General features: G+C 71.8%; 23 protein-coding genes. 9 read left to right on the plus strand and 14 right to left on the minus strand.

Annotated features, from left to right (window positions below):
• Positions 1-42: 42 nt before the first annotated feature.
• Both HHX35_RS04390 and HHX35_RS04395 read right to left on the minus strand, forming a co-directional pair.
• Positions 43-696: a GNAT family N-acetyltransferase gene (locus HHX35_RS04390; protein WP_182897660.1), complete on the minus strand. Its 654-nt coding sequence runs from the start codon at positions 694-696 to the stop codon at positions 43-45.
• 216 nt (positions 697-912) lie between these two features.
• Positions 913-1665 (minus strand): GntR family transcriptional regulator, encoded by a 753-nt coding sequence (locus HHX35_RS04395; RefSeq protein WP_139576048.1) that lies wholly within the window; start codon positions 1663-1665, stop codon positions 913-915.
• A gap of 532 nt (positions 1666-2197) precedes the next feature.
• Between HHX35_RS04395 and HHX35_RS04400 the strand changes: the two genes are divergently transcribed.
• Genes HHX35_RS04400 through HHX35_RS04410 form a run of 3 tightly spaced genes read left to right on the plus strand, consistent with a single transcriptional unit; the run spans position 2198 to position 4044 of the window.
• Positions 2198-2731, plus strand: coding sequence for a flavin reductase family protein (locus HHX35_RS04400; RefSeq protein WP_182897661.1), 534 nt, complete (start codon positions 2198-2200; stop codon positions 2729-2731).
• A 40-nt stretch (positions 2732-2771) separates the two neighbouring features.
• The gene (locus HHX35_RS04405) at positions 2772-3527 is read left to right on the plus strand and encodes an SDR family oxidoreductase (protein ID WP_182897662.1); all 756 of its coding nucleotides are present in this window, start codon (positions 2772-2774) and stop codon (positions 3525-3527) included.
• A gap of 10 nt (positions 3528-3537) precedes the next feature.
• Positions 3538-4044: a TIGR00725 family protein gene (locus tag HHX35_RS04410; RefSeq protein ID WP_310738887.1), complete on the plus strand. Its 507-nt coding sequence runs from the start codon at positions 3538-3540 to the stop codon at positions 4042-4044.
• Positions 4045-4067: 23 nt separating this feature from the next.
• Here HHX35_RS04410 and HHX35_RS04415 read toward each other — a convergent pair whose 3' ends face one another.
• The 3 genes from HHX35_RS04415 to HHX35_RS04425 all read right to left on the minus strand — a co-directional run bounded on the left by HHX35_RS04415 (position 4068) and on the right by HHX35_RS04425 (position 7898).
• Positions 4068-4892: a RimK family alpha-L-glutamate ligase gene (locus tag HHX35_RS04415; RefSeq protein ID WP_182897663.1), complete on the minus strand. Its 825-nt coding sequence runs from the start codon at positions 4890-4892 to the stop codon at positions 4068-4070.
• Positions 4893-4938: 46 nt separating this feature from the next.
• Complete coding sequence (locus HHX35_RS04420; protein WP_182897664.1) at positions 4939-6423, minus strand: glycoside hydrolase family 3 protein; 1485 nt, start codon at positions 6421-6423, stop codon at positions 4939-4941.
• A gap of 98 nt (positions 6424-6521) precedes the next feature.
• Positions 6522-7898 (minus strand): alkaline phosphatase, encoded by a 1377-nt coding sequence (locus tag HHX35_RS04425; RefSeq protein WP_182897665.1) that lies wholly within the window; start codon positions 7896-7898, stop codon positions 6522-6524.
• An 86-nt stretch (positions 7899-7984) separates the two neighbouring features.
• Between HHX35_RS04425 and HHX35_RS04430 the strand changes: the two genes are divergently transcribed.
• Both HHX35_RS04430 and HHX35_RS04435 read left to right on the plus strand, forming a co-directional pair.
• Positions 7985-8665 (plus strand): TetR/AcrR family transcriptional regulator, encoded by a 681-nt coding sequence (locus tag HHX35_RS04430; protein WP_182897666.1) that lies wholly within the window; start codon positions 7985-7987, stop codon positions 8663-8665.
• Positions 8662-9342 carry a DNA alkylation repair protein gene (locus HHX35_RS04435; RefSeq protein WP_139576040.1) on the plus strand — a complete coding sequence of 227 codons (681 nt, stop codon included), beginning with the start codon at positions 8662-8664 and terminating at the stop codon, positions 9340-9342. Before HHX35_RS04430 ends, HHX35_RS04435 begins: the two co-directional genes overlap by 4 nt.
• 14 nt (positions 9343-9356) lie before the next feature.
• Here the strand turns inward: HHX35_RS04435 and HHX35_RS04440 are convergent, their stop codons facing one another.
• From HHX35_RS04440 to HHX35_RS04450, 3 genes are read right to left on the minus strand one after another with little or no spacing between them, the layout of a single operon-like run.
• A complete protein-coding gene (locus tag HHX35_RS04440; RefSeq protein ID WP_139576039.1) occupies positions 9357-10754 on the minus strand; it encodes an aldehyde dehydrogenase family protein in 1398 nt (465 codons plus the stop codon).
• 10 nt (positions 10755-10764) lie between these two features.
• A complete protein-coding gene (locus HHX35_RS04445; RefSeq protein WP_182897667.1) occupies positions 10765-12156 on the minus strand; it encodes an FAD-binding oxidoreductase in 1392 nt (463 codons plus the stop codon).
• Positions 12153-13439 (minus strand): glycosyltransferase, encoded by a 1287-nt coding sequence (locus HHX35_RS04450; RefSeq protein WP_182897668.1) that lies wholly within the window; start codon positions 13437-13439, stop codon positions 12153-12155. Before HHX35_RS04450 ends, HHX35_RS04445 begins: the two co-directional genes overlap by 4 nt.
• A 117-nt stretch (positions 13440-13556) precedes the next feature.
• Between HHX35_RS04450 and HHX35_RS04455 the strand changes: the two genes are divergently transcribed.
• Positions 13557-14174 carry a TetR/AcrR family transcriptional regulator gene (locus HHX35_RS04455; protein ID WP_182897669.1) on the plus strand — a complete coding sequence of 206 codons (618 nt, stop codon included), beginning with the start codon at positions 13557-13559 and terminating at the stop codon, positions 14172-14174.
• On the opposite strand, the gene HHX35_RS04460 is transcribed toward HHX35_RS04455, so the two are convergent.
• From HHX35_RS04460 to HHX35_RS04475, 4 genes are read right to left on the minus strand one after another with little or no spacing between them, the layout of a single operon-like run.
• Entirely contained in the window at positions 14152-15216 is a 1065-nt protein-coding gene (locus HHX35_RS04460; protein WP_182897670.1) for an ABC transporter ATP-binding protein, read from the minus strand. The genes HHX35_RS04455 and HHX35_RS04460 overlap by 23 nt on opposite strands.
• On the minus strand, positions 15213-15986 hold the full coding sequence (locus tag HHX35_RS04465; protein WP_182897671.1) for an ABC transporter permease: 774 nt from the start codon (positions 15984-15986) through the stop codon (positions 15213-15215). The genes HHX35_RS04460 and HHX35_RS04465 overlap by 4 nt, the downstream gene beginning before the upstream one ends.
• Positions 15979-16845, minus strand: coding sequence for an ABC transporter permease (locus HHX35_RS04470; RefSeq protein WP_259404702.1), 867 nt, complete (start codon positions 16843-16845; stop codon positions 15979-15981). Before HHX35_RS04470 ends, HHX35_RS04465 begins: the two co-directional genes overlap by 8 nt.
• The gene (locus HHX35_RS04475) at positions 16842-17939 is read right to left on the minus strand and encodes a spermidine/putrescine ABC transporter substrate-binding protein (protein ID WP_182897672.1); all 1098 of its coding nucleotides are present in this window, start codon (positions 17937-17939) and stop codon (positions 16842-16844) included. Before HHX35_RS04475 ends, HHX35_RS04470 begins: the two co-directional genes overlap by 4 nt.
• 124 nt (positions 17940-18063) lie before the next feature.
• Here HHX35_RS04475 and HHX35_RS04480 point away from each other — a divergent pair, with 124 nt between their 5' ends.
• The gene (locus HHX35_RS04480) at positions 18064-19152 is read left to right on the plus strand and encodes an aminoglycoside phosphotransferase (protein WP_182897673.1); all 1089 of its coding nucleotides are present in this window, start codon (positions 18064-18066) and stop codon (positions 19150-19152) included.
• 22 nt (positions 19153-19174) lie between these two features.
• Positions 19175-20116 carry an SIS domain-containing protein gene (locus HHX35_RS04485; RefSeq protein ID WP_182897674.1) on the plus strand — a complete coding sequence of 314 codons (942 nt, stop codon included), beginning with the start codon at positions 19175-19177 and terminating at the stop codon, positions 20114-20116.
• A gap of 11 nt (positions 20117-20127) precedes the next feature.
• Here HHX35_RS04485 and HHX35_RS04490 read toward each other — a convergent pair whose 3' ends face one another.
• Complete coding sequence (locus HHX35_RS04490; RefSeq protein ID WP_182897675.1) at positions 20128-20784, minus strand: ThuA domain-containing protein; 657 nt, start codon at positions 20782-20784, stop codon at positions 20128-20130.
• Positions 20785-20821: 37 nt separating this feature from the next.
• A complete protein-coding gene (locus tag HHX35_RS04495; RefSeq protein ID WP_182897676.1) occupies positions 20822-21328 on the minus strand; it encodes a MarR family winged helix-turn-helix transcriptional regulator in 507 nt (168 codons plus the stop codon).
• A 76-nt stretch (positions 21329-21404) separates the two neighbouring features.
• On the opposite strand from HHX35_RS04495, the gene HHX35_RS04500 reads away from it, so the two are divergent.
• Positions 21405-22688: an amidohydrolase family protein gene (locus tag HHX35_RS04500; RefSeq protein ID WP_220504924.1), complete on the plus strand. Its 1284-nt coding sequence runs from the start codon at positions 21405-21407 to the stop codon at positions 22686-22688.
• The last annotated feature ends 158 nt before the right edge of the window (positions 22689-22846 follow it).

Below are 22846 nucleotides of genomic sequence, written 5' to 3' on the forward strand. Positions count from 1 at the left end.
AGTATCCGGTCCCTTTGCGGCGCCTCACGGCATCCGCCCTGTTCAGCACTCGATCAACTCATTGTGCGCAGTGATGTCAAGAACCCTCCAGGATTGCGCCGCATGTCCCGAGCGCTGGGCCGGCACCGCCGGCGTGCGGCGATAGGACGACGCGGCCGGGATCGCGGCGCCGGCGTCCCGCTCGAACAGCGCGCCGGAGGCGCGGTGCGGCAGGTCGACGGTGCGGACGTGCCGGAAACCCGCCTTCCGGTAGTACGACTGCAGGCGGGCGTTGTCCTTGGCGCAGTCCAGCCGCAGGTACGGCCGGTCGTGAGCGGCGGCCCGCAGGGCGGCCCAGTCGAGCAGCGTGTCCCCCAGGCCCCGGCCCGAGTAGGTCCTGCTCACGGCGAGCTTGTGGACGTAGAGCGCGTCCCCGGGGCGGTCGGCGGAGGTCCAGAACTCCGGATCGGCATGGCCGTCCACGGCGATCGTGGCGGCCGGCACCTGGGAGCCGGCTTCCAGGAGGTACATGACGCCCGCGCCGATCAGCGGTTCGATGCGCTCGGCGGGAAAGCCCCCGGCGGGCCACTGCCGTACGCCGAGACCGTTCAGCCACCCGGCGGTGCGCGCCAGCAGGGCGAGGACCCCCTGCAGATCGGCCGGGGTGGCGCGACGCAGCGTGAGTTCCGTAACAAGATCCAGGGTGTTCGCGGGCATGCCTGATTCCTTTCGTGCCGACGGCGGCGATTTGATCACTGAGAGTGACGGCATGATGCCGTGCAGCGTCCGTCCGGAGACGGCGGACCCGGCTAGGGCGCGCGGGTGCGGCGCGGTCCCCTGCCGGGGTCAGGATGGGAATCGCGGGAGCGGCCCTCCGGAGGAGGGCCCGGCGGCCGGGGACGCCCGCTCAGGCCAGGGGGCGTCCGGGCCTCGTCAATGACGTTCCAGCTCGTATCGGATCAGATGCTTGTCGGCGGGCAGCACGGACACGGCGACGCGGACGGGCGTGTCGTCGGCGTCGTAGCCGACCCGGGTGTGGACGACGACCGGAGTGCCGGGCTCCAGCTGAAGCCGCGACGACTCGTCAGAGGTCGGCATGCGGGCCGACAGGTCGTCGATCACGCGGACCTGGAGATGGCCCAGCTCCTCAAGCACCCGGTTGGCCCCGCGCGTGATGTCGCCGGGCCGGGCGATCTCGGAGCCCCCCACGATCTCCAGGGGGAAGTACGAGTCCAGCGTGTTGTACGGCTGGCCGTCCACGAAGCGCAGCCGGCGGCGCACGACGGCCAGCGCGCCGTCGGCGAGGGCGAGGCGGGTGGTCACGTCCTCGGGCGGCTCGACGATCGAGACCTCGATCCTCTGGTCCGCCGTACGGCCCTCGGAGCGGACCGCGTGGACGAAGGTGTCGAACCGCCGCCCCTCCTGGTCGTACGGGAGGAACTCGTCCTGGGGGCGCATGAGGAGGGGACGGCGCTCGCGTACGAACGTTCCACGCCGGCGCATCCGCAGGATGAGACCCTCGTTCTCCAGCTCGCCCAGGGCCAGCCGTACGGTGTTGCGGCTGACGCCGTGCGCCTCCATGAGGTCGGCCTCGGTCGGGATCTGGTCGCCCGGCGCGAGTTCGCCCGCGTAGATGGCCCTGCGTACCTCGGCGGCCACCTGCTGGTAGAGCGACGATCGTGCCATCTTTCCTCAATCCACCCTTTTGTTCCAACAAATCTAGAGGATCTCGGTCTACCGGGAAACAACCCCTTGACCAGAGCCCACCCAGCCGCGCATTATCCAAACGTTGGTACAAATCCATCCAATGGAGGTGGGCCCGTGAGGGCGGTCGGTGCGGGAACGCCGAAGTCGCCCTGGCGCGAGCCCAGACCTGCCAGAGCCCAGACCTATCAGAGCGACGGGAACGACATGTCAGAGCTGTCGGTATCCACCGACATGACCGCCTTGTGCGGGAACGGCGTGACATGCCCGAGCACGCGGTACCACCGCACCCCGGAGCGGCCGGTCGAGGACGGCCGCTCCCCATGGACTCCGTGCGATTGAACGAGATCTCGACCCCAACCCTCGCCGGGGTCGAGGTCTCGCGCCGGGGCGGAGCGCGTCCTGGCGGGTCCCCCACGCCCGCCAGGACGCGCCACCGTTAACCGCACAGGGAATGCATCGACTCCGGCCCTCCTTGACTTCATGGGGAGGCGATCGAGGAGGCACGCGCGCGATGAGCATTCCTGTGGCCCGGAGGGTCGGCCATGACGGCGCCAGGAGGATTCCGGCCGTCAATCCCCAGCATTTCAGGAACGTTCTCGGCAGGTACGCAACCGGCGTCGTGGCCGTCACCGCGATCGACCCGGAGACCGGGGAGCCGTGCGGCCTGGCCGTCAACTCCTTCACGTCCGTGAGCCTCGATCCGCCGCTGGTGTCGTTCTGCGTCTCGCGGACCAGCACGAGCTGGCCGCGTCTCAAGGCCGCGACGACCCTGTGCGTCAACGTGCTCGCCGACCACCAGCGGCAGGTGTGCGATCGGCTCGCCGCGAAGGGCGGGGACAAGTTCGGCGGCCTTCCGTGGGCCCTGTCCCCCGGCGGCGCGCCCGTGCTGGACGGCGCGCTCGCCTGGATCGACTGCACGGTGGACACGGAGCATCCGGCCGGCGACCACGTGATCGTCGTCGCCCGGGTGACGGGGCTCGACCGGCACGACGACGGCGGCCCGCTGGTGTTCTTCCGCGGAGCCTACGGGAGCTTCCAGGCGTGACGTGCCTGACGCGGAACCGACCGGTCGGTATGCTGCCCGCATGACTCTGTTCTCGGTGGAAGGCAAGACGGTCGTCGTCACGGGCGGGTCCCGGGGCATCGGGAAGATGATCGCGCGGGGGTTCCTCGACGCGGGCGCCACCGTCTACATCTCCTCACGGAAGAAGGACGAGCTGGAGGCCACGGCCGCCGAGCTGGGCTGCCACGCCGTACAGGCGGACCTGTCCACCCCCGACGGCGTCGAGGCGCTGGCGCAGGCGGTGTCGGAGCGGGAGAGCCGGCTCGACGTGCTCGTCAACAACGCGGGGGCGAGCTGGGGCGCGCCGCTGGAGGAGTATCCGGAGCACGCCTTCGACAAGCTCTGGGACATCAACGTCAAGGGCGTCTTCTTCCTCACCCGCCGCCTCCTGCCGCTGCTGCGCACCGCCGCGTCGCCCGACGACCCGGCACGCGTGATCAACATCGGGTCGATCGACGGGCTCCGGGTGCCGTTCATGGAGAACTACGCGTACTCGGCGGCCAAGGCGGGCGTCCACATGCTGACCCGGCATCTGGCCCGTCAGCTCGCCCGGGAGTCGATCACGGTGAACGCGATCGCGCCAGGGCCGTTCGAGTCGAAGATGATGGCCTTCGCGCTCGACGACCCCCAGATGCGCGGCGCGATCGAGAGCAACGTCCCGCTCGGCCGCATCGGCAGGCCCGACGACATGGCGGGCGCGGCGATCTTCCTGGCCTCACGCGCCGGGTCCTACCTGACCGGCGCCGTGATCCCGGTGGACGGTGGGATCTCCGCGTAGCCTGGCCCCCGTGCGGCAGGTCTCCATGTGGCAGATCGCGGTGTGCGGGCCGGGCGAGTGCGCCCCGCAGGACGCCCGGGCGGCCCGCGACGTGGGCCGCCTGCTGGCCGAGCGCGGCGCGGTCGTGCTGTGCGGCGGGTACGGCGGGGTGATGGCCGCCGCGGCGGCGGGCGCGCGGGAGGCCGGAGGCGTCGTGGTCGGCGTCCTGTCGGGCCGGGACCGCGCCGGGGCGAGCCCGGACCTCACCGTGGCCCTTCCCACCGGCCTGGGTGAGGCCCGCAACGCGCTGATCGTGCGGGCCGCCGACGCGGTCGTCGTCGTGGGCGGCTCCTGGGGCACGCTCTCGGAGCTGGCGCTCGCCCAGCGGGGCGGCACGCCCGTGATCACCCTCGGGGGCTGGCGGGTCCTCGACGCCGAGGGCCGCCCCGTGCCCGGTCCGGTGGCCGCCGCCGGCCCGGCCGAGGCCGTGCGGCTGGCGCTCGCCGCCGCCGAGCGGGCCCGCCCGCTCAGCCCCTAGACGATCTCAGCCCCTAGACGATCTCAGCCCTTGAGCATCTCGGCGAGGGTCTCGGCGAACAGGTCAGGCGCGGCCAGTTCCTCCCGGAGGAACAGGTAGGGCTCGGTGAGCTCCAGCTCGATCAGGACCGGCTCGCCGTCCGGCATCCGCACCAGGTCCACCCGGGCGTACAGCAGGTTCGCCGGCACGGCGGCCAGGACCCGCTCGGCGAGGACGAACTGGTCGTCGTCCGGGTCGCGCAGCGTGGCGCGATTCTCCGCGGTCTCCGCCACTTCGGTGAGCATCGGGTGCCGCCGTACGGCGTGGCTGAACCGGCCGCCGAAGTACAGCAGCGACAGCTCCCCCTCCTGCTCGACGGACGAGATGTACGGCTGCACCATGACCGTGCGGCCCGCGGCGAGCAGCGTCGCCGCGTGGCGCGCGGCGGCGTCCCGGTCCGTGGTGCGCATGGTGTCGCGGGCCCCCGCGGAGACGGCGGGCTTGACCACGTACTCATCCCATTCGGGCAGGTCCGTCCCGGGTTCGGCCCAGTGCGTGGGGACGGTGGGCACACCGAGCGTGCGCAGGTAGGTCTTGTCGGTGTTCCACTCGATCACCGGCGCCGGGTTGAACAGCCGCGTCACCGACTCCACCCGGTGAGCCCACGCGACGAACTCGTCACGGCGGTCGATGTAGTCCCAGGCGGAGCGGACGACCGCCGCGTCGAACTCCGACCAGTCGACGCGGGGGTCGCGCCAGTTCACCGGCGAGCCCTCGATGCCGGCCCCGAGCCAGGCGGCGAGGGCGATCTCCCGCTCGTCGTCGTGCTCGGCGGCCGGATGGTCCGTGGTGACGTAGGCGACCTTCATGACGCTCCCATCCGCATGTCAGCAGTGACCAATGCTATGGGCAATGTCAGACGAGGCCGGCCAGCACCTCCGCCGCCGCCTGGCCGCAGACTCGCGCGGCGCCGTGCGTGGCGATGTGCGCCGCCCCCAGGTCCGTACGGCCCGGCAGCCCCATCTCGACCACGACGCCGTCCGGCCGGGCGGCCAGCAGACGCTCCAGCAGGTCGGTCTGCCAGGGGTGCCGGTGGGCGTCCCGCACCACGATGACGAGCGGCCGGTCGGCGGCCTGGCTCAGCACCGTGCCGGCGACGCCGTTGTGGACGTCCTGCCGTCGCAGCCGGGCGACCGTGGTGCCGGGCAGCAGCTTGCCCAGCGGCTCCCCCGCGCCCCACGGCATGTCCTTGTCGATCGCGAGGTTGGTCTCCGGCGCCAGCTCCACCACGTGCGGGGCGGCGGCCAGCGGCAGCACGCCGGCCCCGTGCCGGGTCACCCGTACGGCCCGGCGGGCGGCGACCAGCCCGGTCTCGTCCTGGCGGTCGTCCATGGGCGGGGCCTGCGCCTGCCAGGCGGTCAGGGCGCGCACCCGCGCGGCGGCGTCCGCGAGCCGTTCCTCCGACAGGCTGCCCTCGGTCACCGCGTCCGCGACGGCGTCGCGGATGTGCTCGTGGGTCGCCTCGTCGGCGTTCTCCCCGCCCACGCAGACCGCGTCGGCCCCCGCCGCCACGGCCATCGCGCTCGCGCCGCCCAGGCCGTACCGGCCCGAGACGGCGGCCATCTCGATGCCGTCGGTGACGATCAGGCCGTCGAAGCCCAGCTCCTCCCGCAGCAGGCCGGTGAGGACGCGGGGGCTGAGCGTCGCCGGCAGCTCCTCGTCATACGCCGTGACCAGCAGGTGCCCGGTCATGATCGAGCGGACGCCCTCGTCGATGGCCACCCGGAACGGCTCCAGTTCGACCTCGGCCAGCTCCTCCCGGGAGACCGTCACACGCGGGACGCCATGGTGGGAGTCGACCGACGTGTCGCCGTGCCCGGGGAAGTGCTTGGCGCAGGCCGCCACGCCGGTGGACTGCAGGCCGCGGATCCACGCGGCCGTGTGCCGCGCGACGAGCAGCGGATCGGCGCCGAACGACCGCAGACCGATGACCGGATTGTCCGGGTTGGAGTTGACGTCGGCGGCCGGGGCGAAGTCGATGTTCACCCCCGCCGCCCGCAGGTCCCGTCCGATGTCGCGGGCCACCCGCTCGGTCAGGCCCACGTCGTCCACGACGCCCAGGGCGTAGTTGCCCGGTCGTGAGCTGCCTGTGCGGGCCTCAAGCCTCGTCACCTCCCCGGCCTCCTCGTCGATGCCGATCAGGATCTCGGGATTCTCCGCGCGCAGGGCCGAGGTGAGGGCGGCGAGCTGGGCCGGGGTGTCGACGTTCCGGGAGAACAGCACCACACCGGCGAGCCCGCCGGCGAGCCGCCGCCGCACCCAGTCGGGGGCGGTGGTCCCGGTGAAGCCGGGCAACAGGACCGTGTCGGCCAGACGGAGCAGGTCAGGGCTTCGCTTCATGCTGCGCCCGCAGGGCATCGCTCAGGCATGCCCCGCAATCTAATAGGAAAGTTTCCTATTTGCTAGGGGGCAGGCCTGGGTTGTCGCCCGTTTCCCGATCACACGTCGGTGCGGTGGAGCTTGTTCTCCTTCACCTCGAAGCCGGCGATCGTCGTCAGCGGTGCGCCGGGACGGTCCACGAAGGCCACGGCCCGGTAGTCCGCGCGGAAGTTCTCCATGTCCGCCACGCAGGACACGTAGCCGTGGCGGCTGTCGAAGAACGCGATGTGCGGGTTCAGGTCGAGGATCGCGCTCGCGTCGGTGACGCCCGGCATGCTCGTCACCGACGGCCCTACGAACTCGACCCCGAGGGCGCGGGAGGCCGGGTCCGCCCAGTCGGCGCGCACGTCGCAGGCGTACGCGCTGTGCACGTCGCCGCTCAGCACGACCAGCCCGTCGGGGGCGGCGGCGAGCACGCGGGCGCGCGAGTCGGGGTAGCCGTCCCAGGCGTCGGCGCTGACGGGTTCGAGCGGGAACTTCCGCTGGGAGAAGAACACCGCCTGCGCGAGCACCTTCCATCGGGCCGTCGATCCGTGCAGCCGGTCCTTCAGCCACGTCTCCTGCTCGGCGCCGAGCATGTCGCGCCCCTCGCGATACTGCCGCGTGTCGGCGAGCAGGAAGTCGGCCACCCGGCCGTACGGCCGCCGGCGGTAGTTCTGCAGGCCGGAGCCGGACGGATGGACGCGCAGCGGCTGGTGCTCGTAGTACGCCTTGAACGCGGCGGCCCTGCGCTTGAGGAAGGCGGCGGGGCTGCCGCCGTCACCGGGCAGCGCGCCCGCCCAGTTGTCGCGGACCTCGTGGTCGTCGGGGATCGCGACCCACGGCGCGGCGGCGTGGGCGGCCTGCAGGTCCGGGTCCATCTTGTAGCGGGCGTAGCGGTCGCGGTAGGCGCCCAGCGTCGTGCACTCGGCCGTCGACTCGAGCGGGCGCACCCAGCGGCCCGGCTTGGGGTTCTTCGGCTTGCCGTACTCGTAGATGTAGTCGCCGAGGTGGAGGACCAGGTCGGGCCGCTCGGCGGCGAGGTGGCGCAGCGCCGTGAAGTAGCCGTGCTCGTAGCGCTGGCAGGAGACGAAACAGAACCGGACGGGGGCGGTCGAGTCCGGGCCGGGCGCCGTCCTGGTGCGGCCCACCTGGCTGACGTGGCCCTCGATGGAGAAGCGGTAGAAGTAGTCGGCCCCGGGCCGCAGCCCGGTCACCCGTACGTGCACGCTGTGCGCCCAGTCCGGCTGCGCGGGCGCGGTGCCCGACTGGATCACCTTCGTGAACGCCTCGTCCTCGGCGAGCTCCCACCGTACGGTCATCGCCCGGTTGGGCATGCCGCCGGGCTGTGTCGGATGCAGCGGCTCGGGGGCCAGACGGGTCCACAGGATCACGCCGTCGGATAACGGCTCTCCTGACGCCACCCCCAAGGTGAACGGATAGCCCAATTTCGCCATGGGTTCGATCCTGCCCTACTGATCCCGCCCATGCGGGAAGGTCGGGCGAGGCGAGAATGTGAACAAGCTCTTGCTCGACGGCCATAATGGGAGCCGTGAACCAGCGTAAGGACTCCGGCGGCACGGCCGCGCCGGTCAAGGCGAAGCGAGGGGCGACCGGTTCGGCGTCCGAACGGCGCGACCACCTCGTCAAGCTCGCCGCCGAGTTGTTCGCGCGCAAGGGCTTCCAGGCCACCACCGTGCGGGAGATCGCGTTGGAGGCCGGCATCCTGTCCGGCAGCCTCTACCACCACTTCGACTCCAAGGAGACGATCGTCGACGAGGTGCTGCGCACCTTCCTCGAGGATCTGATCAACCGCTACCGCGCGGCGCTGGGCACGCACACCGACCCGCGCTCGGTCCTGGCCGAGATGGTCCGCATCGGCTTCGGCACGCTGGAGGACCACCGGGCGGCCATCACGGTCATGCAGAACGACTGGAACTACCTGCGCTCGCTGCCCGGCGACCGGTTCGACTACCTGGTGCGGGCCGAGGACGAGGTCGAGCGCATGTGGGTGGAGCAGATCACGAGCGGCCAGGCCGCCGGCCAGTTCCGCCCCGACGTCGATCCCAAGCTCACCTACCGCATGATCCGCGACACGATCTGGGTGACCGTGCGCTGGTTCCGCCCCGGCGGCAGGCTCGACACCGACGCCCTGGCCGACCACTTCGTCAAGCTGCTGTTCGACGGCCTGGCGACCGGCGAGCGGGCGAGCCAGCCGTCATGACGCTACTCAAGGCCGTACGGCTCGCGCTGACCGAGCTGGCCGACCCCGCGCGCGCCGAGGGCATGCGGTCGTACATGAAGTCGGAGATGCCCTTCCTCGGGGTGACGGCCGTGCCGCGGCGGGCCGCGCTGCGCAAGGTCTTCGCCGAGCACCGGCTGGACAGCGCCCCCGAGTGGCGCAGGGCGGTGCTGGCGCTGTGGCGCGAGGCGGAATACCGCGAGGAGCGCTACGCCGCCATCGAGCTGTCCGCGCACCGCTTCTACCGGTCCTGGCAGACGCTCTACACGATCCCCATGTACGAGGAGATGATCGTCACCGGGGCGTGGTGGGACCTGGTGGACGACATCGCCGTGCACCGGATCGGCACGTTGCTGCGGCTGTATCCCGAGAGCATGCGCCGCCTGGTGCTCGAGTGGGCGCACGACCCCGACCTGTGGAAGCGGCGCACCGCCATCCTGAGCCAGAACTCCTTCAAGGACCGGACCGACGTCCACCTGCTCTACGCCTGCATCGAGCCGAGCCTGTCGGACACCGACTTCTTCGCCCGCAAGGCGATCGGCTGGGCACTGCGGGAGTACGCGAAGACCAACCCGCAGGAGGTGCTCCGCTACGTGAAGCACCAGGGCATCAGCGGGCTGAGCCGCCGCGAGGCGCTGCGCAACGTCCCCGACGCGTAGAGCAGGCGGGCCGCTCAGGCGGGGCGGAACGAGTCGCGCGCCTGCGGGGCCGCGTGCTTGATCATGAGGTGCCGGGTGACCGAATACTCCAGCACGGCCTCCTGGCTCATGTCCTTGCCGAACCCGCTGCCCTTCACGCCTCCGTGCGGCGCCTCCGAGGCGATCGGCAGGTGGTCGTTCACCCATGTCACGCCCACGTCCAGCCGGTGGGAGACGCGCAGGGCGCGGGCCACGTCCGTGGACCACACCGACGAGGCCAGCCCGTACGGCGTGGCGTTGGCGAGCCGCACCGCCTCGTCCTCGCCGTCGAACGGCATCGCCACCAGCACCGGGCCGAAGACCTCGCTCCGCACGATCTCGCTCGCCGGGTCGGCGTCGGCGATCAGCGTCGGCGCGTAGTGGAAGCCGGGGCCGTCGATCGGCGCGCCCCCGTGGACGACGCGGCCGGACGCCCTGGTCACGAAGCCGTGGACCCGCTCACGGTGCTCGGCGCTGATCAGCGGGCCGATGTCGGCGTCCGGCGCCCAGGGGTCGCCGGGCCGGACGCGGGCGACGGCCTCCCGCAGCGCCTCGACCGCCTCGGCGTACCGCGATCTCTCGACGTACACCCTGGTCGCGGCCGTGCAGTCCTGACCGGTGTTGTAGGTGGCGCCCATGACCACCCCGGCCGCCATGTCCTCCAGCGAGGCGTCGGCGAACACGAGCGCGGGGGCCTTGCCGCCCAGCTCCAGATGGACCCGCTTGAGGCCGTCCACCGCGCCGCGCATGACCTCGCGGCCGGTGGCGGTGGACCCGGTGACGCTGACCATGTCCACGCCGGGGTCGGTCACCAGGGCCCGCCCCACGTCCGCGCCGCCGGTCACCACCCGCACGAGGCCCTCCGGGGCCCCTGCCTCGGCGAACAGCTCGGCGAGCCGCAGCGTGGTGCGGGGCGTCCGGGGAGCCGGCTTGATCACGACGGCGTTCCCCGCGGCGACGGCCGGGCCGATCTTCCAGACCGCCATGATGAGGGGGAAGTTCCACGGCGCGATCGCCCCCACGACCCCGATCGGCCGCCTGATCAGCACGGACGTGTATCCGGCGCTGAACACGCCGGCGCCCGTGCCGTCCAGGGACCTGGCCCCGCCGGCGAAGAACCGGAGGTTGTCGGCGGCGAACGGCAGCTCGCCGTCCCGGAACACGGCGGCGGGCTTGCCGGTCTCCTCCACCTCCAGCCGGGTCAGCTCCGCGGCGTCCCGCTCGACGAGGTCCGCCAGGCGCAGCAGCACCAGCGCCCGCTCCCCCGGCGTCGTCTCGCGCCACTGCTCGAAGGCCTCCCTGGCCAGGCGTACGGCCCGCGCCACCCCGTCGAGCGGGGTGTCGGGCACGTCCTCGACGGCCCGGCCGTCGGCGGGATTGATCAATGTCGTCATGAGGTCGTCCTCAGCTGTCGAAGCCGATGCCGAAACGGTCGAGTGACCGCAGCCAGGGCCCCCTGCGGCCCTCGTTCTCGTCGGCGCGGGCGAGTTCGCGGCGGGTGAGCTGCACCACCGGCCAGCGCAGCGGCTCAGGCGGGAACGGCACCGGGTGTCGGCGGGCCATGCGCAGCCGCGTCCGCGCGGTGGACCGCCGGGCCAGCAGGTCGAGGCCGGTCAGCGCGCCGAACCTGGACGCGCCGACGCCGAGGCCGGTGTATCCGAGGGCGTAGGCCAGCCGCCCGCCCATCGCCGTGCCGAAGAACGGGGTGAACCGGCTGGTCGAGTCGATCACCCCGCCCCACCTGTGCGTGAAGCGCAGGCCACGCAGCTGCGGGAACGTCGCGAAGAAGTGCCCCGCGAGCCGCTCGTGCGTGGCGTCCCGCTGCTCGGAGCCGCCGCCGCCGAAATTGTAGATCGCGTCGTACCCGCCCCAGAGGATGCGATCGTCCCGGGTGAGCCGGTAGTAGTGGAACCGGTTGCCCGCGTCGGTCAGGCCCTGGCCCTCCGGCCATCGGAGCGACGCCCGCTGCTCGGGCGACAGCGGCTCGGTGACGAGCACGTAGTCCCAGATCGGCAGCACGAACAGGCCCAGCCTGCGCAGGGGCGAGGGGAAGGCGTTGGTGGCCAGCAGCACCTGCCCGGCGCTCACCGCGCCGCGGTTTCCCGTCCGGGCCTCCACGCCGGTCCGCGTCCGGGTCAGCGCGGTGACCTCGGTGCCCTCGTGGATGCGCACCCCGAGCCGCGCCGCGACGCGGGCCAGGCCCCACGCGAGCGCGGCGGGGTCGAGGACGCCGCCGGTGCCGCGCAGGCGCAGCCCCGCGAGATAGGTGGGCGATTCGACGTCCGCGCGCATGTCGTCGCGGCCGAGGAACACCGCGTCCTCGCCGTGCTCGCGGTGCAGCTTCTCGGCCCGCCTCAGCTCCTCCACCTGATGAGGCGCCACCGCGACCGTGGTCTTGCCGACCAGACGGAGGTCGGCGTCGATGCCGTGGTCGTCGACGAAGCGGGCGATGGCCGCGAGGTTCGCCCGCCCGAGCGCGAGCAGGGCCGCGTTCTCCGACGGCCACAACCTCGCTCCCTGCCCCAGCCCGTGGGTCAGGGAGTCGGAGACGAACCCGCCGTTGCGGCCGCTCGCGCCGTGCGCGATCGAGCGCGCCTCCAGGAGGACGACGTCGCAGGCGGGGTTCTCCTCCTTGGCCAGCACGGCGGCCCACAGGCCGGTGAAGCCGCCGCCGACCACCAGCAGGTCCGCCGTGGTGCGGCCGTGCAGGGGCTCGTACGGGCCGGGAGCCCCGGGCCGGTCGGTCCAGAAGACCCGTGGAGCGGCGTCCTCGATCAGCCGGCTGCCCTTGATCATTTGGTGGCGATGTTCTCGATGACGTCCGCGGCCACGCGCAGGCCGTCACGGCGGCGGATCTCCTCGCCGACCGCCGCGAGCCGGTCGCGCAGGTCCTGGTCGCCGAGGAGCCTCTCGATGGCCCCGGTCAGCTCCTCGTCGGCGAATCCGTAGGTGTCCAGGCGGACGCCGTACCCGGTCTCGTGCACGCGCTGGGCGTTGTCGTACTGGTCCCAGAACAGCGGCATGACGATCATGGGCTTGCCGAAGTGGAACGCCTCGGTCGTCGTGTTGTTGCCGCCGTGCGTGATCACCAGGTCGACCAGCGGGATGATCTTCGTCTGCGGCACGAACTCCGCGCCCCACATGTTGGTGGCCAGCTCGATCTCCTCGTGCAGCGGGCCCTTGGAGACGATGTACCGATGCGGCGTGCGGGCCAGCACGGAGATCACGCGGCGCATCAGCTCGACGTCGGCCGAGCCGAGCGAACCCAGCGAGAAGTAGATCAGCGCGCCCTCGCCGGGGATGTCCGGCAACGTGAACTCCTCGTCGGTCTCCCGAACGGACGAGTCGACACGGGTCCAGGAGTCCCCCAGGGGACGCTCCGCCGTGTAGTCCGCGATCTCGGGATACACGTACAGGTTCGCGTCGCCCTCGTGGATGAACTCCAGGTCCTGCAGGGCCGGGGCGCCCTGCTCGACCACCCACGCGTTGAACGCCTCCCACAGCTCACGATGGGTCCGGTCGTACTCCGCCCGGAACTCCGCCCAGCCGGTGCCGTCGGCCGGCAGTCCGGAGAACGGCGGGGCCACGCCCGGGCCCTTCACCTCCAGCGGGTTGCACGAGACGATCCGTACGAACGGGACGCCCGCCGTCACCAGGGCGGGGAAGGCCACCACGTTGTCCTCGACGATCACGTCCGGCCGGACCCGCTCGATGATGGCCTTGAGCTGCGGCTCGCAGTACTTGGCACCGTCGACGAGCGCCTCCCAGATCGGCTTGGCGACCGTCTCCAGCTGCTCCAGGGTGCTCTTGCGGTACTCCGGCGCGGTGTCGCGGATGAAGTCCTTCCAGAACTGGCCCGCGTCCTGCTCCGTCGCGTCCTCTTCCGGCGCCGGGGGCGCCAGGTCGACCAGGTCCTCCTCGAAGCCGAGCGCCTCCAGCTTGCCCTTCCACGACGCCTCGGCGGCGAACACCACCCGGTGGCCACGGCGGCGCAGGACGTCGCCGATCCCGACGCAGTTGTTCGTCGGTCCGTAGGCGCTCTCCGGCATGAACAGGATCGTCAAGGGCGTGGCCGTCATTCGGGGCTCCTCTGAAGCTAGTTGAATCGAGATTCAAATACGAGGGGGATACACCCGTCAAGAGCTGGGGGAGTATCGTGTGCGCGATATGAAGCGAGGTGCAATGGAAGGGGTGGGATGACGCAGCGCAAGAGCAAGGCGGACCGGCGGCTCGACCTCATCGACGCGGCCCACCGGGCGATGATCCAGCACGGCGCCGAGGGGGTCCACCTCAACCAGATCGCCGAGGAGGCGGGACTCACCTCCGGCGCGGTGCTCTACCACTACCCCGACCTGCGCGAGCTGCTGATCGAGGCCCAGCACGCCGGCATGGAGCGCTTCTACGAGCGGCGCGTGAAGAAGATCAGCGGCATCTCCGATCCTGCGGACAAGCTCATCGTCACGATCCGCTCGGGCCTGCCCGACGGCCCGGACGACGCGGGGGTGCGGCTGCTGTGCGAGCTCGGCGGCGCCGCCGGCCGCAACCGCGTCTACGCGACGCTGCTGACCACGCTGTTCGACCGGCAGGTGTCGATGTACCAGACGATCCTGGAGACGGGCGCCGCCCACGGCGTCTTCACGCTGGCGCAGGGCTCCGAGACCATCGCCCGCAACCTCGTCGCTCTCGAGGACGCGTACGGCTACCGCATCATCGCCCGGCACCACTCGATCGACCCGGACAAGGCCGTCGAGCTGATCCTCGACTACGCCCGCCTGGCCACGGGCAACCCGCTCAGGCCCGCCGATCGCCGCTGACCCCGTCGACGAGGGCGGCGTCGGCGGCGTCCCAGGAGACGGCGACCTCGGCGCCGGCCTCCACCCTCGCCCGCCCCTGCGTGGCCGCCAGCACCGCGCGGTCGTGACCGGGCACGCTCAGCGCCACGTGGGAGACGCCGCCGTAGAAGCTGACGTCGACGACCCGGCCGCGCAGCACCCCTTCGCCGGCCGCGACCGGGCCGAGACGGATCCGTTCCGGCCGCACCGCGAGCATCGCCGTCCCGCTCTCCTCGCTCCCCGCGGGCGCGGGAAGCACGCCCAGCCCGTCGACCTCCAGGCCCTTGCCCGTGACCCTGCCGGTGAAGAGGTTGTTGGCCCCGATGAAGCCGGCCACGAAGGGCGTGCGCGGCCGTTCGTAGAGGTCCACAGGGGCGTCCACCTGCTCGACCCGGCCGCCGTTCATCACCGCGATGCGGTCGGCGAGCGACATGGCCTCCTCCTGGTCGTGGGTGACCACGACGAAGGTGATGCCGACCTCGTGCTGCAGCCGCTTGAGTTCGAGCTGCATCTCCGAGCGGACCTTCTTGTCCAGGGCGCTCAGCGGCTCGTCGAGCAGCAGCAGCCGGGGACGCTTGACGATGGCCCTGGCCAGGGCGACGCGCTGGCGTTGCCCGCCCGACAGCTCGTGCGGCCTGCGGCGGGCCTGCACGGTCAGGCCGACGGTCTCCAGCACGGCGCCGACCCGTTCCCGGATCTCCGCGCGGGGCAGCCGCTCCCGTTCCAGGCCGTACGCCACGTTCTTCTCCACGCTCATGTGGGGGAACAGGGCGTACGACTGGAACATGAGGTTGACCGGGCGACGGTGCGCGGGGATCGCGAGCAGGTCGGCGCCGTCGAGGCGCACCGAGCCGGCGTCCGGCTGCTCGAACCCGGCGAGGATCCGCAGCAGGGTGGTCTTGCCGCAGCCGGACGGCCCCAGCAGGGCGAAGAACTCGCCCTGCCGGATGTCGAGGCCGACCGAGTCGAGCGCGGTCACCTCGCCGAACCGGCGGCTGACGCCGTCGATGGATATGAGAGTCATCGCAGGGCCTCGGTCAGTCTGGTCAGGCGCTGCGCGACGATCACGACGGTGAAGCTCACCGCGAGCAGCAGCGTCGCCAGCGCGTTGATCTCGGGGGTCACGCCGAACCGCACCATGGAGTAGATGACGATCGGCAGCGTCGGCTCGGACGGAGCCGCGGTGAAGAAGGCGATCACGAACTCGTCCAGGGAGAGCGTGAAGGCGAGCAGCGCGCCCGCGAGGATGCCCGGGGCGAGCGTGGGCAGGGTGACCTTGACGAACGTGGTCAGCGGGGTCGCGCCGAGGTCCCGGGACGCCTCCTCCAGCGACGTGTCCATGCCGCCGAGCCGGGCCCGGACGACGGCCGCGACGAACGCCATGCCGAAGACGGTGTGCGCGATCAGCACGGAGTGCAGCCCGAGCGTCAGCTTGATCGCGGAGTAGAACGCCAGCAGCCCGATCGCGATGACGAGGTCGGGCAGGATCGCGGGCAGCGTCGAGAGCGCGTCGAGCAGCCGCGAGCGCGTGTGGCGGGCCAGCCCGACCGCGAGCAGCGTGCCGAGCACCGTGGACAGCGCCGTCGAGCCGAGAGCGACGATCAGCGTGTTCAGCAGCCCGGTGCGGATCGAGGCGTTGCCCGCCAGCCTGCCGTACCAGTCGAGCGAGAAGCCGCCCCACGAGTAGGGCGACTTGTTCCGGTTGAACGACATCACGACGAGCACGACGATCGGCGCGTACAGAAACAGATAGGTCAGCCAGAAGGGCAGCCGGAGCCAGCCGTGTCTACGCACCGCGTCCCGCCCTCCGCGCGGCCCATGCCTGGGCGAACAGCAGCACCACGAGCACGGCGATCACGGCAAGCGCCAGCACCGACCCGAACGGCCAGTCGCGGGCCTTGAGGAACTGGTCGCGGATGAGGTTGCCGACCATGATCCGGCGTCCGCCGCCGAGCAGTTCCGGGATGACGAAGTTGCCCAGGCTCGGCACGAACACGAACACGCATCCGGTCAGCACGCCGGGCAGCGACAGGGGGAGCGTCACCGACCAGAACGTCCTGGCCGGCCGTGCGCCCAGGTTCGCCGAGGCCTCCCGCAGTTGCGGGTCCAGCCGCTCCACGGCCGAATACAGCGGGAGGATCATCAGCGGGAGGTAGGCGTAGAGCAGCCCGGCGACGATGGCGCCGTCCGTGTAGAGCAGTTCCACCGGCCCCAGGCCGAGCGCCTTCAGCCCGGAGTTCACCGGCCCCTCGGAGTTGAGCAGCACGATCCAGGCGTACGTACGGATGAGGAAGTTCGTCCAGAACGGCAGCACGACCGCCACCAGGGCGACGACCTTCCACCGGGCGGGCAGCCTCGCGATCATGTACGCCGTCGGATACCCGAGCAGCAGGGCGAGCAGCGTCGTGATCGCCGCGAGCTTCACCGACCCGATCACCACGTCGAGGTAGAGCGGGTCGGCGAGGCGGGTGAAGTTCTCCCCCGTCGGCTCGTAGACCACTCCCCCGAACCGGCCCCGCCTGAACACGGTGTAGCTCAGCACCAGCGCCAGCGGGACCAGCAGGAAGACGGTCAGGTAGCCGAACCCGGGCCCCATCGTGGCGAGGCGGCCGGCCGCCTTGCCGACGACGCGGGCGGGCTGTCGGGCCGTCATTGCGCCGCCGAGACCTCGGTGGACAGGCGCGTGTACGCGGTGGAGGCCTCGCCCAGGTCGATCAGGCTCTCACCCTTGAGCAGTTCGGACGGCGGCTCCGCCAGCGCCGGATAGCTCTTGAGCAGTGCCGGGTCGACCTTGTCCATGGCCGCCTTGTTGGGGATCCGGTAAAGGATGTTCGCGGGCACCCAGCCGTGGACCTCGGGGTCGAGGATGTAGTTGACGAAGGCGTGCGCCGCCTCCTTGTTCGTGGAGCTCTTGAGGATCACCATCGTGTCCGCCCAGAGGTCGCTGCCCTCCTTCGGCACCGCGAACTCGACGTTCTTCTCCGACGTCGGGCACCAGCCGTCCCATGCCTCGACCATCACGGCCTCGCCCGACTTGAGCCGGTCGCCGAACGTGGTGTCGTCGTAGGCCAGCAGGTCGGGCTTGACCTTCAGCAGCAGTTCCTTGGCCTTGTCGAGCGTGGCCTGGTCGGTGGTGTTGACCGAGGCTCCGAGCAGCTTGAGCGCCGGCAGCGCCAGCCACCGCTCGGTGGTCATCATGGTGATCTTCTTCTTCAGCTCGGGGGCCGGGCTGAGCAGGTCGTTCCAGCTCGTCGGCGGCGTCTTCACCAGGTCGCTGCGATAACACAACCCGGTGGTTCCCCAGGTGTACGGGACGGAGAAGACGTTGCCCTTGTCGTAGGCGAGCTGGGACGCCTCGGGGTAGAGGTTCTTCAGGTTCGGAACCAGCTCACGGTGGATGGGCTCCAGCAGGCCCTGCGCGTTGAGCGCCTGCGCGTACTGACCGGACACGAACGCCACGTCGATGCCGCTGTCGCCTCCGGCGGTCAGCTTGGCCACGATCGTCTCGTTCGTGTCGTGGATGGCGACCTTGGTGTCGAAACCGAGCGTGGCCTTCACCCGCTGCGGAAGGTCCTTCGGGCTGTAACCGTCCCAGATCGAGATCGTCAGGCTCTGCTTGGACAGATCCGCCTTGGCGTCGAGGGTCGCGGGCGCACCCGCGGAGTCGGTCGCCGCGCCTCCACCACAGGCGGTCAGGGCGGACGCCAGAAAGGCAGAGGCCACGACGAGGGGCACGCGGCGCGTCATGGGGGGCTCCCTTGCGTGAGGATGGCGGCCAGTGTTGCAGGACGGATCAACATAGACAAGACTTTTCCCGTTACGTCTACCTGCTCCTTTCGTTTCCGCGTTGAATCCACATTCAGGAGGCCGAGTGGAAGGCTCCCATTGGCCTCGGGTGACCGAGGGCCCGGACGGCGTCCTCACGCTGGAGACGGCGCAAGGGATCACCGAGCGCGTGCTGCGCGACCTGACGCGGGAAGCCGCTCCGCCGCCCTTCTCGGTGCGTGCGCTGCGGCCGCTGCCGCCGGTGCCCCCCGGAGAACGGGCCATCACGGTGGACCAGACCAACCACTCGGTCGTCGCCGGCGAGACCGTGGTCGTCAAGTGGTTCCCCCGGCCGTCGCGGGCCCCGCACCCCGCGCCCGGGCTGCTCGCCCATCTGGCCGGCTTCGGCCGTACGGCAACGCCGTACGCGGCGGTCTACTGGGAGGACGCGCTGGTCGCCCTGGTGACGGCGTACCTGCCCGAGGCGCGGGACGGCTGGGAGTGGTGCGTCGACGAGGCCGAGGCCGGCCGCACCGGCTTCGCCGCCGAGGTCGGCGCCCTCGCCGCCGAACTGCACCTCGCGATGGCCACCCCGTCCGCGGTCTTCCCCGGCCCCGTACGGCTGTCGCCGCCCGGCGAAGGGGCGTGGCGGGCCCGCGCCGAGGAGGCGCTGCGTGAGGCCCTGGCGCTGACGGACGGCGCGGACGGCGCGTGGCTGGCGGGGCGGGCCGAGGCCCTGCGCCGCGAACTGGAGCCCCTCGCCCGCACCCCCGCCACACCGCTGATCCGCGTCCACGGCGACCTGCACGTGGGACAGATCCTGCGCTGGCGGGACGGCTACGCGGTGGTCGACTTCGACGGCAACCCGACGGTGGCGGACGCCGACCCCTACCAGCCCGCGGCCCGCGACCTCGCGCAGCTCACCACCAGCGTGGACCACGCGGGGCAGGTCGCGGTCAGACGCAGGTCCGCCGACCCGGACGCGACGGCCGCCTGGGCCGCCGCGGCGCGCCGGGACCTGACGGCGGCCTACGCCCGGACGCTCGCGCGGGCCGGCCGCGCCGACCTGCTCGACCGATCGCTGCTGCGGCCGTTCGAGGTCGAGCAGGAGTGCCGCGAACTGATCTACGCCGCCCGCCACCTGCCGCGCTGGCGGTACGCGCCGATGGGCGTGCTGCGGGCCTGGTACGCCTGACCACGAAACGAAGGAGACGGACGTGGACGCGGGGCTCTTCCTTGCCGACCTGGAGGCGAAGCCGGAGGCGCTGGAGGCGCTGGCCGGCCTCCTGGACGGCGGCGATCCGTTCGAGGGGCTGACGCGGCGGTTCGATCGCGTCGTGTTCCTCGGCATGGGAAGCTCGCGCTACGCGGCGGGGGTGGCGGCGCAGCGGCTGCGGGCGGCCGGGGTGGACGCCGTCGCGGAGTACGCCTCCGCCGCGCTGGGCACCCCGCCCGGCCCGCGCACCGCCGCCGTCGTCGTGTCGGCGACGGGCGGCAGCCGGGAGACGCTCGACGCCCTGGCCCGTCACCGGGGCAGGTCGTTCGTCGTGGCGCTGACCAACCGGCCCGGCTCCCCCGTGACCGAGGGCGCCGACCTGGTCGTGCCGATGCTCGCGGGCGAGGAGCGGGGCGGCGTCGCCTGCCGGACCTTCCAGCACACGCTCGCCCTCCTGCTCACGCTCGCCGATGGCCCCGATGCCGTGGCGGGCCTCGTACGGCGGGCCGCGGCGGCCACCGCCGACCTGCTGGAGCGGCGGCGTGAGTGGCTGGCGGACGCCGTGAGGCTGCTCGACGGGCCGCACGGCGTCTACACGATCGCGCCGGCCGAACGGCTGTCGTCGGCCGAGCAGTCGGCGCTGATGTTCCGCGAGGGACCGCGCATCCAGGCGGACGCGTGCGAGACGGGCGACTGGGCGCACGTGGACGTCTATCTCACCAAGACCCGCGACTACCGAGCCGTGCTGTTCCCCGGGTCACGCTACGACGAGCAGGCGATGGAGTGGATTCGCCTGCGCGGGTCGCGGGTGCTGGCCGTCGGCGGGGAGGTCGAGGGGCAGGCGGCGGCGGTGCGCTACCGCCACGACGACGACCCGGACGTCGCCCTGCTCACCGAGACGCTGGTGCCCGAACTCGTCGCCGCGACGCTCTGGGGGCGGTAAGTCTCCGGAGGTCAGCTCCCGAGGAGCCACCGCGCCGCCCGTTGCAGCAGGGTGCGGCGCACCGGGTTCTCGTACGACCGGGTGTCGTGGCCGAGCGCGTCGTACACGACCCTGCCGCCCGCCACGGTTCTCGCCCACAGCAGGGGCTGGTCTGCGGAGTACGCCAGCGGCTCCACGTCCGGGAGGACGTCGAGGTCGGTGTAGACCTCGTCGGTCACCTCGAAGCCGGTCAGGCCGTCGACGATCGGATGACCGGCGCCGAGCCGGACCTTCGCCCGGCCGATCGGCGGGTGGTACGACGTGCCCCACCTCCAGGCGCCGCCCAGGATCTCGGCCCACTCGGGCCAGTCGTCGAAGCAGAGCGAGGCGGTGTGCACGGCCAGCAGCCCGCCACCCCTCGCGAGGTGATCGAGCACCGTCCGCCTGACGGAGTCCGGCGTCTCGAAACGCCAGCGGTCCCGCTCCTCCGCGAAGTCGTCGCCGTCGATCCTCCATCGGAAGGCGTTGACCGTGATCAGGTCGACCGGCGCGGGCGCGGCCAGGGCTCCGGCGACGTCCTCGGTGATCTCCGACTCGATGCCGATCTCGGCGAGCACGCCCGCGAGGGCGGCTGAGGTGGCCGGGAAGTCGTGGGCCACCCCCCCGGACAGGATGAGATTGCGCGGCATGAGAGCACCTTAGGCCCCGCCCGGAGCGTCGTGGTGGTCAGGGCTGGGTGCGGTCGCCCAGTGCGAGCAGGACGTCCCTGAGCAGGTCGGCCAGGGCGCGCACGGCCGGTTCAGGCACGTCCGCCAGCAGTTCCCTGTGCGCCTCGGTCGTGGCCAGCGACAGCTCCTCGGCCCTCTCGACGCCGAGCGGCGTGAGCCGGACCCACGAGCTGCGCCCGTCCGCCGGATCGGGCTCCCGCTCGACCAGCCCCGCGGCGACCAGCCGCTGCAGGATGTTGCTCGTCCCCCCGGTGGTGAGCATGAGGTGGGAGGCGAGCCTGCTCGGCTTGAGCCGGTACGGCCGACCGGCCCTGCGGAGGGTCGCGAGCACGTCGAACTCCGCGTACGTCAGGCCGTAGCGGCCGAGCACCGCCTGTGTGACCTCCTCGATGCGGGCCTTGAGCCGGCTGACGCGCTTGACGATCTCCAGTTGGACGGTGGCCGCCTCCGGCAGTTCGGCCCGCCATCCCTCGATCATCTCGTCGACCCGGTCCCGCTGTCGCATGAGGTTGAGCCTAGTCCCTCACCCTGATAGCTTTTCTGAAAGCTTTGCTGAAAGCATTCCGAAAAGAGGTTCGCCCGTGAGAACGATCATCGTCAACGGCATCGTCGTCGACACCGAGCCGCGTCCCCACGTCGTGCCGGACGCGGCCGTCGTCATCGAGGACGGCGTCATCGTGTCGGTCGGCCCGCGGCCGGACGACCCGGTGGAAGGCACCGAGATCATCGACGCCGCCGGCGGCATCGTGCTGCCCGGCTTCGTGGACACCCATCGCCACGTCTGGCAGAGCGTGCTGCGGGGCATCGCGGCCGACGCGACGCTCGGCGCGTACCTCGGCCTGGTCCTCGGCACCCTCACCCCGGCGTTCCGGGCGGAGGACGTATACGCCGCCAACCTCTGGGGCGCGATCGAGGCGCTCAACGCCGGCGTCACCACCGTGTACGACTGGTCGCACATCCAGCTCACCCCCGGCCACACCGACGCGGCCGTGGAGGCGTTGCGCGAGTCCGGCGTACGGGCGGTCTTCGGGTACGCCCATCGGGGAACGGGCGACGCCGACCGTGCCGAGGACGAGGTGCGGCGGGTCCGCTCGGTGCTCCTGCCGTCCGACGACGGCCTGGTCACCCCCGCCTTCGCCGCCTGGGGCCCGGTCTACGGCTCGGTCGAGGCGGCACGGGCCGACTGGGCGCTCGCCCGCGACCTCGGCCTGCGCCTCAGCCTGCACGCCACCGGCGAGGGCCCGGTCGAGCGACTGCACGACGCCGGCCTGCTCGGCCCGGACGTGCTGTTCGTGCACTGCAACGGCATCCCGGACGAGTCGCTGAAGCTGGTCGCCGGCAGCGGCGGCACGGCCTCGGTGGCGCCGGCGGTGGAGTCGCAGATGGGGCACGGCCACCCCGAGACCGGCAGGCTGCGGTCGTCCGGGATCACGATGGGACTCGGCGTGGACACGGTCACCGACGTCCCCGGCGACATGTTCTCCGTGATGCGTGCGGCGTTCGCGGCCGGACGCGCCGGACAGGCGGCGCCGGAGCTCACCGCGTCCGACGTGCTCGGCATGGCGACGCTCGAGGGCGCGGCCGCGCTCGGGATGGACCGCAGGATCGGCTCGCTGCGCCCCGGCAAGCAGGCCGACATCGTGATCCTGGACGCCGGAGCCCCCGGCCTCGCGCCCGTGCACGACCCGGTCGCCGCGGTCGTCACGGCGGCCGACACCGCCGCCGTGGACACCGTGCTGGTCGGCGGGCGAATCGTCAAGCGCGGGGGCCGCCTGGTGGGAGTGGACGTGGACCGCGCCCGCGACCTCGCCGTACGCGCGGCCCGGCACGTGACCGCGCAGGCCAGGACTACATCCGCAAGGTGACTTTTTTGCTCCGGTGACAACCGCCCTTTCGGGTGAGACCTTGAGTCAGGGCCAGGGAGTGTCTGGCAAATGCTGCCCATCGCGAGCGGGGATCCAGGTGGATGCATCGCAAGGCGGAGGAGGAGGTCGGAGCGGAGCCTCCGGCCGATCTTCCCGGG

Origin of the sequence: Microbispora sp. H10830 (assembly GCF_014161375.1) — a bacterium.
GTDB classification, from domain to species: Bacteria; Actinomycetota; Actinomycetes; order Streptosporangiales; family Streptosporangiaceae; genus Microbispora; species Microbispora catharanthi.

Coding starts and splice junctions, on each gene's coding strand:
- HHX35_RS04390 (WP_182897660.1), bottom strand. CDS start 696: ATGCCCGCGAACACCCTGGATCTTGTTACGGAACTCACGCTGCGTCGC.
- HHX35_RS04395 (WP_139576048.1), bottom strand. CDS start 1,665: ATGGCACGATCGTCGCTCTACCAGCAGGTGGCCGCCGAGGTACGCAGG.
- HHX35_RS04400 (WP_182897661.1), top strand. CDS start 2,198: ATGAGCATTCCTGTGGCCCGGAGGGTCGGCCATGACGGCGCCAGGAGG.
- HHX35_RS04405 (WP_182897662.1), top strand. CDS start 2,772: ATGACTCTGTTCTCGGTGGAAGGCAAGACGGTCGTCGTCACGGGCGGG.
- HHX35_RS04415 (WP_182897663.1), bottom strand. CDS start 4,892: ATGAAGGTCGCCTACGTCACCACGGACCATCCGGCCGCCGAGCACGAC.
- HHX35_RS04420 (WP_182897664.1), bottom strand. CDS start 6,423: ATGAAGCGAAGCCCTGACCTGCTCCGTCTGGCCGACACGGTCCTGTTG.
- HHX35_RS04425 (WP_182897665.1), bottom strand. CDS start 7,898: ATGGCGAAATTGGGCTATCCGTTCACCTTGGGGGTGGCGTCAGGAGAG.
- HHX35_RS04430 (WP_182897666.1), top strand. CDS start 7,985: ATGGGAGCCGTGAACCAGCGTAAGGACTCCGGCGGCACGGCCGCGCCG.
- HHX35_RS04435 (WP_139576040.1), top strand. CDS start 8,662: ATGACGCTACTCAAGGCCGTACGGCTCGCGCTGACCGAGCTGGCCGAC.
- HHX35_RS04440 (WP_139576039.1), bottom strand. CDS start 10,754: ATGACGACATTGATCAATCCCGCCGACGGCCGGGCCGTCGAGGACGTG.
- HHX35_RS04445 (WP_182897667.1), bottom strand. CDS start 12,156: ATGATCAAGGGCAGCCGGCTGATCGAGGACGCCGCTCCACGGGTCTTC.
- HHX35_RS04450 (WP_182897668.1), bottom strand. CDS start 13,439: ATGACGGCCACGCCCTTGACGATCCTGTTCATGCCGGAGAGCGCCTAC.
- HHX35_RS04455 (WP_182897669.1), top strand. CDS start 13,557: ATGACGCAGCGCAAGAGCAAGGCGGACCGGCGGCTCGACCTCATCGAC.
- HHX35_RS04460 (WP_182897670.1), bottom strand. CDS start 15,216: ATGACTCTCATATCCATCGACGGCGTCAGCCGCCGGTTCGGCGAGGTG.
- HHX35_RS04470 (WP_259404702.1), bottom strand. CDS start 16,845: ATGACGGCCCGACAGCCCGCCCGCGTCGTCGGCAAGGCGGCCGGCCGC.
- HHX35_RS04475 (WP_182897672.1), bottom strand. CDS start 17,939: ATGACGCGCCGCGTGCCCCTCGTCGTGGCCTCTGCCTTTCTGGCGTCC.
- HHX35_RS04490 (WP_182897675.1), bottom strand. CDS start 20,784: ATGCCGCGCAATCTCATCCTGTCCGGGGGGGTGGCCCACGACTTCCCG.
- HHX35_RS04495 (WP_182897676.1), bottom strand. CDS start 21,328: ATGCGACAGCGGGACCGGGTCGACGAGATGATCGAGGGATGGCGGGCC.